At 41.9% G+C, this 11,431-nt stretch carries 5 protein-coding genes, 1 tRNA gene and 3 pseudogenes; 7 read left to right on the plus strand and 2 right to left on the minus strand.

Annotation, left to right across the window (positions count from 1 at the left end):
• Nucleotides 1-292 precede the first annotated feature (292 nt).
• Together V7K89_RS18735 and V7K89_RS18740 are read left to right on the plus strand one after the other, a co-directional pair.
• Nucleotides 293-877 carry an NADPH-dependent FMN reductase gene (locus V7K89_RS18735; protein WP_335189673.1) on the plus strand — a complete coding sequence of 195 codons (585 nt, stop codon included), beginning with the start codon at nucleotides 293-295 and terminating at the stop codon, nucleotides 875-877.
• A 644-nt stretch (nucleotides 878-1,521) separates the two neighbouring features.
• Nucleotides 1,522-1,595 (plus strand) — tRNA-Val (locus tag V7K89_RS18740).
• 209 nt (nucleotides 1,596-1,804) lie between these two features.
• Here the strand turns inward: V7K89_RS18740 and V7K89_RS18745 are convergent.
• Nucleotides 1,805-1,997, minus strand: a pseudogene (locus V7K89_RS18745) (IS5/IS1182 family transposase); the annotation flags it as partial.
• 14 nt (nucleotides 1,998-2,011) lie between these two features.
• Nucleotides 2,012-2,167: pseudogene (locus V7K89_RS18750) on the minus strand (transposase); the annotation flags it as partial.
• A gap of 158 nt (nucleotides 2,168-2,325) precedes the next feature.
• Between V7K89_RS18750 and V7K89_RS18755 the strand changes: the two are divergent.
• The 5 genes and pseudogenes from V7K89_RS18755 to V7K89_RS18775 all read left to right on the plus strand — a co-directional run bounded on the left by V7K89_RS18755 (nucleotide 2,326) and on the right by V7K89_RS18775 (nucleotide 11,384).
• Entirely contained in the window at nucleotides 2,326-8,328 is a 6,003-nt protein-coding gene (locus V7K89_RS18755) for an AAA family ATPase (protein WP_335189677.1), read from the plus strand.
• Entirely contained in the window at nucleotides 8,325-8,975 is a 651-nt protein-coding gene (locus V7K89_RS18760) for a response regulator transcription factor (RefSeq protein WP_335189679.1), read from the plus strand. The genes V7K89_RS18755 and V7K89_RS18760 overlap by 4 nt, the downstream gene beginning before the upstream one ends.
• A gap of 47 nt (nucleotides 8,976-9,022) precedes the next feature.
• A pseudogene (locus tag V7K89_RS18765) lies at nucleotides 9,023-9,181 on the plus strand (restriction endonuclease); the annotation flags it as partial.
• Entirely contained in the window at nucleotides 9,178-10,632 is a 1,455-nt protein-coding gene (locus V7K89_RS18770) for a class I SAM-dependent methyltransferase (protein WP_335189681.1), read from the plus strand. The pseudogene V7K89_RS18765 and the gene V7K89_RS18770, both read left to right, overlap by 4 nt.
• A 263-nt stretch (nucleotides 10,633-10,895) precedes the next feature.
• Complete coding sequence (locus V7K89_RS18775; RefSeq protein WP_335189683.1) at nucleotides 10,896-11,384, plus strand: DsbA family protein; 489 nt, start codon at nucleotides 10,896-10,898, stop codon at nucleotides 11,382-11,384.
• Nucleotides 11,385-11,431 lie beyond the last annotated feature (47 nt).

Raw genomic sequence — 11,431 nt, forward strand, 5'->3', positions numbered from 1 at the left:
GCCTTGTAGATTGCTCAAGCCGGATACTTGGAAACTTGTACGTCCGGTTTCTAGGGGGGAAAGGGGCAGCAATGCCCCCGCCCTACCCGACTTCTACACTCGGATAAAGCCGTTGTTCAAAGATGGCGACAGATAATCTCGAAATGGTTAACTGGCTATTGGTCTAGAATTAAAACCTGAAAAAACACGGTGAGAAAGTTTGTAAAGAAAATCTAAAGGTAGCAAATAGCGATCGCCTGAAAACAGGATAATGCAGCTGAACAGGTTAATCCTTCTTATTCAACCTAGAATTATGGCATCTACACCTAAAATCCTCGCCTTTGCCGGTAGCACCCGGATTGATTCTTACAACAAAAAATTGGTAAAAATCGCGGCGGCTGGCGCGAAGGCAGCAGGCGCAGAAGTGACTTACATAGACCTCCGCGATTTGCCTTTACCTCTGTATGATGAAAACTTGGAAGCTCAAGAAGGACTACCTGCCAACGCGCGCACTTTTAAGGACTTGATGATTTCTCATCAAGGATTGCTGATTGCTTCGCCGGAATATAACAGTTCCCTCACAGCAGTTTTGAAGAACGCCATCGACTGGGCATCCCGTCCATCTCCAAATGAAGCACCGTTGGCTTTGACTGCTTTTGCAGGTAAGGTTGCTAGTATTATGAGCGCTTCCCCAGGCGCTCTTGGTGGTTTGCGGGGGTTGGTTCACCTGCGGTCTATCTTGGGAAACATCAAAGTTTTGGTACTTCCCGATCAGGTAGCCGTACCCAAAGCTTATGAAGCCTTTAATGCTGATGGCACGTTAAAAGATCCGAAACAGCAGCAATCTATTGAAAAGCTAGGTGATGGCTTAACAAAGATATTGCTGAAGCTTAACTAAATTCTTCAGGTGTTCAGTAAATAACGAACACCTATAAGTAAACAAAGATGCCATACAGCTTCTTGATAAACTTGCTGCTATAAACGACTGATTTGTAAATAATGCGCAATAGAGATTTTGATCCCAGATTTTACAGGTGCATAGGCGTAGCCCGCCGCAGGCATCGTAAAATACTGTATTTTTTTCTACAAATTGGCGAGCGCATGAGACACAATTGTAATTTTGTTTACCACGTCAATGCCCGTTCTTACGAATATGAGTGAATGCACAATGAGGACAGTTCATCCTTTAATTATGCAACGCCAGTCTTTCTGCTGTTAGTAACGGTTTTAACCGCTCCCACTGTTCCTGATTCAAGTCTCCTCAGTTCATCATCACAACGTAATGATCGCCTATTTTTCTAGAATACAACGAGTTTAAAAACACGCTCTAGGAGTGATTTTGGATTTTAGTAGCGATCGCCTGTACTGTAGCCATATCCCTTTTATAGCGATATTGCCCACGGGTATAAGGTTGAAAATATGCTTTTTATCCCCAAAGCTAAACTTAAGCTGTATGGAGCCACTATGAATTGATTGGTTTAATCTCTGGCATTGTCCCAAATCGCTCTCAGATGGTATACTTGGGACAGGCAAAAAGGTTAAGGACGTATAGCTCAGTTGGTTAGAGCGCTACGTTGACATCGTAGAGGTCACTGGTTCGAATCCAGTTACGTCCATTTGTTGTACAGTGACTAATTATTTGTCGTCGGTGGTAGATTAATGTCGTTCGGACTAATTAACTGTCGTTGGGACAAATTGATATCGTTTAAATGCCAGTGACAGATTAATGTCATTTTTTTACAGAGACTATAGCGATAATCTCAACGTAGCACTCTGTTTCAACCCTCCCTAATAAAAATTATGATAACCCACCTAGAGCGTGTTATCAATTGAGCCAAATAACAGAAGCAGCTAGATAAATTGCACCCAGAAAGTTGGTAGCGTGTTGCAATCCCTCGATACTGCTTGAGTTTTGCAAAGAAGTTTTCAATCAGGTGACGGGCTTTGTACAAATCTTGGTCGTAGTCACGAGGGTTATTACGGTTACGCTTGGGGGGAATCACTACGGTTTTACCCTGTGCTGAATCAGCCGGTCTCTCCAGAGTATCCCTGCCCGATAACGGTACAGCACTGCTTCTACAAACAACCTATTATCTCTGGCTGTCACCCCCACATACCCTCTTCGTCTAGGTAGTAAGTCTTTGATTTTCTCCCACTGGTCATCTCGTAGCGCATAACGTCGAGTCAATAGAACTCTATTTGGCTTATCTCAAGCATCACTGATTTTAGTTTACCTAATTGATGACACGCCCTACAAGTATACAAATTTTGATCATTATCATTAAAATAAATCGCAAACTGTATAATTGGCGATGCAGCTCATGATAATCATCGAAAGAGATCACAATGATTGCCCTACCTGGAGTTGCCATCCAAAGCAAAATCTATGAGAGTTCGGCATCTCTGGTATATCGAGGGATCAGAGTGCAAGATAATCGATCGCTCATCGTCAAGATGCTCAAGCAAGATTATCCCTCTACCCAAGAACTGACTCGCTATAAACAAGAATATGAAATTACCCGCTCCCTCAACCTGCAAGGAGTCATCGAGGCATACAGCCAGCAGGAATATCAACGCACGCTTGTAATTTTATTAGAAGACTTTGGTGGAGAGTCTTTAGAGCAATGGATGCACAAGTGTCCAGAGACTTTCTCGCCCATGCCCTTATCTACTTTCCTCCAGCTTGCCATTGACCTCACAGACATTTTGGGCAGAATCCATGCAGCCAATGTGATTCATAAGGACATCAACCCCGGCAACATTGTCCTCAATCCACATACTGGTGTTGTAAAAATCATTGACTTTGGGATTGCCACCCGCTTTAACCGCACAAATCCAACTTTCAAAAGCCACTATGCTTTAGAAGGAACCCTCCCCTACCTGTCTCCAGAACAAACCGGGAGAATGAATCGTTTGCTTGATTATCACACTGATTTCTATTCGCTGGGTGTGACCTTTTACGAACTGCTAACCGGACAACTGCCGTTTTCCACAACGGACATCCATGAACTAGTCCATTGTCATATTGCTAAACAGCCACCTCCACCTCATGAATTGAATGCAACAATTTCCAAAGCAGTTTCAAATATAATTATGAAACTGATGGCAAAAAATGCTGAGGATCGCTATCAAAGTGCTTGGGGAATCAAAGCGGATTTAGAAATTTGTGCCGAGCACTTAACAGAAATTGGTAAAATTGATAATATTCAACTGGGTCTGCAAGACATTCGAGATCGGTTTCAAATTCCTCAAAAACTCTATGGAAGAGACAAAGAAGTTGCAATGTTAATAGCGACTTTTGAGCGCGTTGCTGCTTCACCAAACCATGCAGAAAATATTTCAGAACAGGAACAAAATAGCAACTCAACATTCCCAGTCGAAATGATGTTGGTATCTGGCTATGCTGGAATTGGGAAATCAGCGTTAGTGCAGGAAATTTATAAACCAATCACCCAAAAGCGGGGCTATTTTATATCTGGGAAGTTCGATCAATTTCAGCGCAATATTCCCTACAGTGCGATCGCAGATGCTCTGCAAAAATTAGTACAGCAACTACTCGGTGAGTCAGACGAGGAAGTGCAGCAATGGCGATCGCGTCTGCTTGCAGCTTTAGGAAACAACGGACAAATTATTATTGATGTCATCCCAGAAGTTGAGTTAATTATTGGCAAGCAGCCACCTGCACCAGAAGTTGGCACAACTGAAGCTCAAAATCGCTTCAATCGAATTTTTCAATCGTTTGTGCGGGTGTTTTGTTCCAAGGAACACCCCCTAGTAATTTTTCTAGATGATTTGCAGTGGATAGACTCAGCAACGCTGAAGTTAATCGAGTTGATGCTGCTAGATGAGCAAATCCAATCTCTATTTTTAATTGGGGCATATCGAGATAATGAAGTAAATTCAACGCATCCATTGGCATTAATGCTAGAAAGACTGCGAAAAAAAGGAGTAGTTTTTCAAGAAATTATCCTGACACCCTTAACGCTGGAACCGTTGAATCAGTTGATTGCCGAGACACTACATCACAATCTTGACACTGTTCATTCCTTGGCTGAGTTAGTGCTGTGTAAAACTGAAGGCAATCCTTTTTTTGTCAATGAATTTTTGAGAATGCTGTATAGTGAAAATTTGTTGACCTTTGATACAGACGACTTAAGTTGGCAATGGAACATTGCTCGAATCCAAGTCCAAAATATTACCGATAATGTTGTGGAATTAATGCTAGTAAAGTTGAAGAAACTACCAGAGTCCACACAGCAAATTCTCCGATTATCGGCTTGTATTGGGGCTGAATTTAATTTAGATATTTTATCGATTGTTTGCAAGCAATCACCTCAATTAGTTTTTTTAGATTTACTTGCAGCCATACAAAATGGATTAATTCAACCCCGATCTGAATTAGACAAAAACTTGTTAATTAAAGAGCATAAGTTTCTGCACGATCGCGTACAGCAAGCAGCATACGCCTTAATTGATGAGGCGCATAAACAAGTTGTTCATTTACAAATTGGGCGTAATCTCCTCGAAAAAACCTTGCCAGAGCAACTATCAGAACGAATATTTGAAATTGTCGATCATCTCAATCATGGAATTGAGCTGATTACCGAGCAATCCGAACGCAATGAAATTGCGCGATTAAATTTAATCGCAGGTCAAAAAGCAAAAGCAGCGATCGCCCATAATGTGGCGAAAAAATATTTAGTCACAGCAAAAGTTTGGCTAGCAGATTCAAGCTGGCAAACAAACTACGATTTGATCTTAGAGTTATATTCAGAAACTACAGAAGTTGCATTCCTGTGTGGCGATTTTGAGCAGGTAGAATATTGGGTGGCGATCGTTTTACAAGAAGCTCAAACAATTCTCGATACTGTAAAAGTTTACGAAGTCAAAATTCAAACCTATATCGCCCAGAGCCAGCTATTTGCAGCTATTGATACTGCATTGCAAATTTTGCAGCAATTGGGAATCACTTTTCCCAAAATGCCTAGTCAGTCAGATATTCGCCTCGAACTAGATGCGATCGCATCACTCATCGGCTCAAAGCCGATTGAGGACTTGAGCCATTTGCCCCAAATGACAGAGCCAGACAAGTTGGCGGCGATGCGGATTTTATCAAGTATCACGGTTGCTGCCTATATTGTGGCTCCTGATTTGATGCCTCTACTTGCATCTAAACAGGTCAACTTGTCCATCCAGTATGGTAATGCGTTTGCTTCTCCCTTTGCCTATGCCTTGTGTGGATTAATTCTTTGTGGAATGGTGGGAAACATCGAGTCTGGCTATCAGTTTGGACAGCTCGCTTTAAGGCAGTTGTCACAGCCGAATACCCATTCCCTCAGAGCCAGGACATTGATGTTTGTAAATATCTTCATCATCCATCGCAAAGAACATGTTAGAAAAATATTGCAGCCATTACTAGAAGCTTATCAAAGTGGACTAGAAACTGGAGATTTTGAGTTTGCTGCCTATTGCGCTCACACTTACTGCCTCCAATCCTTTGTCGTTGGAAAGGAACTCTTGGAGGTTGAACGGGAGATGAGGACATTCAGTGAAGCAATCCGTCAATTTAAACAGGAAGCAGTACTCAATTGGGCTGAAATATTTCAGCAGTCTATCTTAAATTTGAGGGAATGTCCGGTCAATTCAACCAGTCTAATTGGCGAATCCAATAATGAGAAGAATACACTTACACAAGACGAACAAGATGGATTTGCAATCTTTCTAGTGTATTTCAACAAACTTCTCGTATGCTATTTATTTTCTAAGTATGATCAGGCAGTTGAAAACTCAGCTAGAGCAGAAAGTTATTTACTCCAAGTAAGAGCGACACCCTCTGTTCCTTTGTACTATCTCTATGACTCTCTGGCAAGGCTTGCAGTATACCCTGGAAGCAATAATCAAGTGCAAGAGGAAATCCTCAAAAAAGTTGCGGTTAACCAGGAAACAATAAAAGACTGGGCACGTTATGCACCCATGAATTATTTACATAAATATCATTTGGTGCAAGCAGAGATTGCACGAGTTTCAGGTCAGTTGCTTGAGGCCGAAGAATTCTATGAACAAGCCATTCAAGGAGCCAGTGAAAATGGATATATCCAAGAAGAAGCGTTAGCTTATGAATTGGCTGCAAAACATTATTTGGTGCGAGGTAGAAAAAAGTTTGCCCAAACCTACATGAAAGAAGCTCACTACTGCTATGAACGTTGGGGAGCAGTTGCAAAGGTCAAAGATTTAGAGACTCGCTATCCGCAAGTATTTCCTCAGCCATTGGGTATGGCTTATACGCCAATCCACATAACTTCTGGAACCACCTCTAATAACTCAGACATCACTTTTGATTTAGCCGCGGTACTAAAAGCATCCCAAGCGATTTCTAGTGAAATGGAACTGGATCAATTGCTCAGTTCTTTGATGAAAATCTTAATTGAGAATGCTGGCGCACAAACAGGATTTCTGATTTTGGAAAACTTAGGAGAATGGGCAATTGAGGCTGCTTGCGAACTCAATGATGGTGAGAATGTCTGTGCTACACAAGTACTGCAATCCATCCCACCAGCAAATCGATTGCCTGAATCAATTATTAATTATGTGATTCGGACTCATGAATCTGTGATCTTAAATGATGCCACTTGTGAAGGTAATTTTGTCAATGAGCCATACATTCAACACAACCAAACTCAATCGATTTTCTGTTTGCCACTGCTGAACCAAGGTAAGCTCGTGGGCGTATTGTATCTAGAAAATCAATTAGCAACTGGAGCGTTTACACCAGAGCGAGTCTCCTTCGGAGACGCTACGCGAACGCAGGTTTTGCATCTGTTATCGACCCAAGCAGCTATTGCAATCGAAAATGCCAAACTCTACTCAAAGCTACGGAAGAGCGAAAGTCAGATGGCTCAATTTCTAGAAGCTGTGCCAGTAGGAATTGGAGTGGTGGATGCGCTGGGTCGCCCTTGCTACGCCAATCAACAGGCAATTCAGCTATTGGGCAAAGGGATTATTCCTGGTGCGACACCAGAGCAACTTGCAGAAATTTATCAACTTTATCTAGCAAGAACAGAGCAACCATATCCGATTGAGAACTTGCCAGTGATGCGGGCGTTGAGTGGCGAACGCACGAGAATTGACGATTTAGAAATTCGCCAAAACAATGCAATCATTCCAGTTGAAGGGTGGGGAACTCCAGTATTCGACGAACAGGGCAATGTGATTTATGCGATCTCAGCTTTTCAAGACATCACCGAACGCAAACAAGCAGAGCAATTGCTAGCCGATTATAATCGCACCTTAGAACAACAGGTAGCAGAACGAACAGCAGCTTTACAGAAAAACGAAGCAGAACTGCGCGCACGAGAACAGGAGTTACGACTGATTACCGACGCTCTCCCCGCTTGTATCTGTTATGTAGATACAGATCGGCGCTATCGATTTGCCAACCGAACTTATGAGGAATGGTATGGCTGTAGTCGAGATGAAATTCTGGGTAAGCAGGTTCGTGAAGTCATGAGTGAGGCAGCTTATCAAATTATTGAACCGTACATCAATCGAGCGCTAGCAGGACAGATTATAACCTATGAGGCAGAAGTCCCTTTGCCGTTGGGCAAAAAGTATGTTGCTGTCACCTCCATCCCCGATTTCGATCTCAATGCTCAGGTGAGAGGATACTATGGTCTGATTACAGATATCAGCGAACAGCGAAACGCTGCACTGCGTGAACGCAAACGCGCAGAAGACGCATTAATTTTGGAAGAACGCAACCGTATGGCGCGAGAAATACATGATACACTAGCCCAAGCTTTTACTAGTATCATTGTTCACTTAGATGCTGCCTCCCAGCGCCTCAAGCTCGATCCAGATGCCGCCCAGTCACACCTGAAAACAGGGCGCGTTTTGGCGCGTTCTGGGCTTGCCGATGCTCGCCGCTCGGTAGAAGCACTCCGCCCGCAGATATTAGAAGAAGGGGATTTGTATAGCGCTCTTGAACGATTCATGACTCAGATGTTTTACCTTACACCCGTTCGGGTAGTTTGTACCATGATCGGCGAACTCTATGCTTTACCGAATGAAGTCGAAGTGAATCTGCTTCGCATCGGGCAAGAGGCGTTAACCAATGCTTTTAAGTATGCAAATGCGAGCGAAATCTGCGTTGAGTTGCGGTATGAGCGATCGCAGTTCGTCTTGCAGATCGAAGACAACGGCCAAGGGTTTGAAAGCAGCAGTCTGTCTATCAGTCGGGGCTTTGGGTTACTCGGAATGACCGAACGCGCCCAACGCATTGGAGCAGAATTGACGATTGTGAGTCACCTTGGACAAGGTACAGAAATTGTAGTGAGAGTACAAACGCCATGACGCACCGCTTAACCGCTACATCTGACTCCTCTACGATCCGTATCTTGATTGGCGATGACCATCCATTTATGCGAGAGGGTTTAACAGCCGTACTCGATTATAAACCGGATATGACCGTAGTTGGGCAAGCCTGCAACGGGTACGAAGCAGTAGAATTGTTCCGCCAACATCAACCCGATGTTACATTGATGGATTTGCGGATGCCTGAACTGAGTGGCGTTGACGCGATCGCTACCATCTGTGCTGAGTTTGCCGATGCTCGGATTATTGTCCTGACAACCTACGACGGTGACGAAGACATCTATCGGGGACTGCGAGCCGGCGCAAAAGGCTATGTCTTAAAAGATGCAGAACCAGACGAACTACTGACAGCGATTCGGGCAGTTCACAATGGACAACAGTATATCCCCCCTGCCGTAGGAGCAAAACTAGCAGAGCGGATGCGGAGTCCAAAACTGAGCGATCGCGAGTTGGAAGTGCTGCGCCTAATGGCAACAGGCAAGAGTAATTTAGAGATTAGTACTGCCTTGGTGATCGCTGAGGGAACGGTCAAATTTCATGTGAAAAATATTTTGAGCAAATTAGGAGTGAGCGATCGGACTCAAGCGATGATTGTTGCGCTCAAGCGCGGTATTATTACACTTTAAGAATTGAACTGCCCATGCCAATCTTGACGGTAGAAACCCTATGCTTTGAAGCAGCAAACATTGCGGATGAAATATTTGCGAATCCTCCAATCCAAGGATTTTTAACAATTTCCAATGCTTTGCAATGGCGGCTTCAATATGGAAGAGTCATTGAGCGTGCTGGACAAGAAGCAGGTGTAGTTGCTGTTTATAGGGCAATCTTATGATTCAAATTCCTGCAAAGCTGAAAGCGGAGTACGGAGACTTTCAAACTCCATCAGAGTTAGCTGAAAAAATTTGCCATAAACTACTAGAGCTTGATGTAATTCCTGATGTGATTGTTGAGCCAACCTGTGGTATTGGCAACTTTATTCAAGCTGCCGCAAATTTGTTTCCATCGGCAAGTCAAATCATTGGATTGGAAATAAATCAAGACTATATACAAGAGATTAGCAAAAACAATCAGCTTTTAAACGATCAAAGAATCCAAGTTCAGCAAGGAAATTTTTTTGAGTTTGATTGGTCATCATTAAATGATAAGTATAGTGGAAAAATCTTGATACTAGGAAACTTCCCTTGGGTTACTAACTCTCAACAAGGTTTAATAGGTGGCGAAAATTTCCCCAAAAAAAACAATTTTCAGAATTACAAAGGGTTAGAGGCAATCACAGGCAAGAGCAATTTTGATATTTCTGAATGGATGTTAATTCATTCAATTCAGTGGTTACAAAAGCATGAAGCTTATTTGGCAATGCTATGCAAAACTTCTGTTTCAAGAAAATTATTGAATTACATTCATTCCCAAAGTTTAAATCTTGCTTACTGTGCAACTTACAAAATAGATACCAAAAAATATTTTAATGCAACTGTTGATGCTTGTCTTCTATTTTGCAAATTTGACTTAAAGTCACGAAACTATTTTTGTGATGTATTTAATAATCTTAATTCTAATAATTATTATCGAATAGGTTATCGTAACAACACTCAAATTAGAGATTTAATATCTTTCGATAAGTTACAAGATTTACATAATCCAAAGATGGGATTAAAATGGCGATCTGGTATTAAGCATGATTCTTCTGTTGTCATGGAACTTTCTAAAGTTAATAATATTTTTACCAATGGACTAGGAGAAGTTGTCGATCTTGAGGAGACTTATCTGTTTCCTTTGGCTAAGGGTTCTGATGCCGCTCAGAATCGGATAAAAAGCCTTAATCGATATGTTTTAGTTACTCAAAGATGTATTGGTGAAACAACTGAGTATATCAGAGACTTAGCTCCTAAAACTTGGGAATATTTAGAGACTCATTCAGAATATTTAGATAGTAGAAAAAGCAAAATTTATAAAAATAGTTTTCGTTTTTCTATATTTGGAGTTGGCTCATACACATTCGCTCCCTGGAAGATTGCAATTTGTGGACTTTATAAAAAACTAGATTTTAGGCTGGTTGGAAAAATGGATGGTAAAGCTATTGTCTTTGATGATACTGTCTATTTTCTAAGTTTTGATGACGAACAAGTTGCTAGCCAAATATTTGCACTTTTGACTTCTACACCAGCAAGAGAGTTCTACTCTTCTCTAATTTTTTGGGATGAAAAGCGTCCAATTAAGTCTAGTATCTTGAACACCTTAAATTTGTCTGCTTTAGCAAAAAGACTATCTATAGATTTATATTGATTTGTAATGATTTTTATTATTACAAATCATTGACCGCACTTTCCTGCAATTTTCTCAGATACCTGCTCTTAAGGATAGGTTGTTTCTATCTTTAAGAGTAAGTTATTTGCTACCCCTATTGTTAGCCTAAAAACTTACCGTGGGGGATGCGACAAGTAGCAGCAATTTCTATATTCTCAGAATCAAGAAACGATATTCAATTTCTTACTGTTTTTCCCGCATTTTCATCGCCAAGATGCTTCCACAGACCGTATAAAACAACAATGAGTCAGACAAGCGATCGCGACAGGCTGCTCATGCCAATTTCAGAACATGACCATACCCAAGGAACAATCGATGCATCAGTCGTTTTAGTGGAATACGGTGACTATCAATGTCTTTCCTGTAGTGAGGTTCACAAGATGATTCAAGAGATTCAGCAACAAATCCAATTGTGCTTTGTATTCCGCCATTTCCCGCGCATACATCTTCATCCCCAAGCACAAAAGGCAGCAGAAGCAGCAGAAGCAGCCGCTGCACAAAATAAATTTTGGCAGATGCACAATCTCTTATTTGCAAATCAATCCGCACTTGACGACAGCTATCTTCTAGAGTGTGCCAATCAGATACAGCTTGACATTGCTCGATTCCTTCGGGATATGACAGACCATGTTCATACTGAACGGGTCACTCAAAACATTCAAGGTGGCATACAAAGCGGTGTCATTATAGCGGTTCTCAGTTGGGTGCAATATAGTAACAGCAGTGGGTGAACCATCCAATAATGTCTTTTTTAGTTACCGCATTCAGAGCATTTGTA

The organism is Nostoc sp., assembly GCF_036917515.1.
GTDB lineage: Bacteria > Cyanobacteriota > Cyanobacteriia > Cyanobacteriales > Nostocaceae > Nostoc.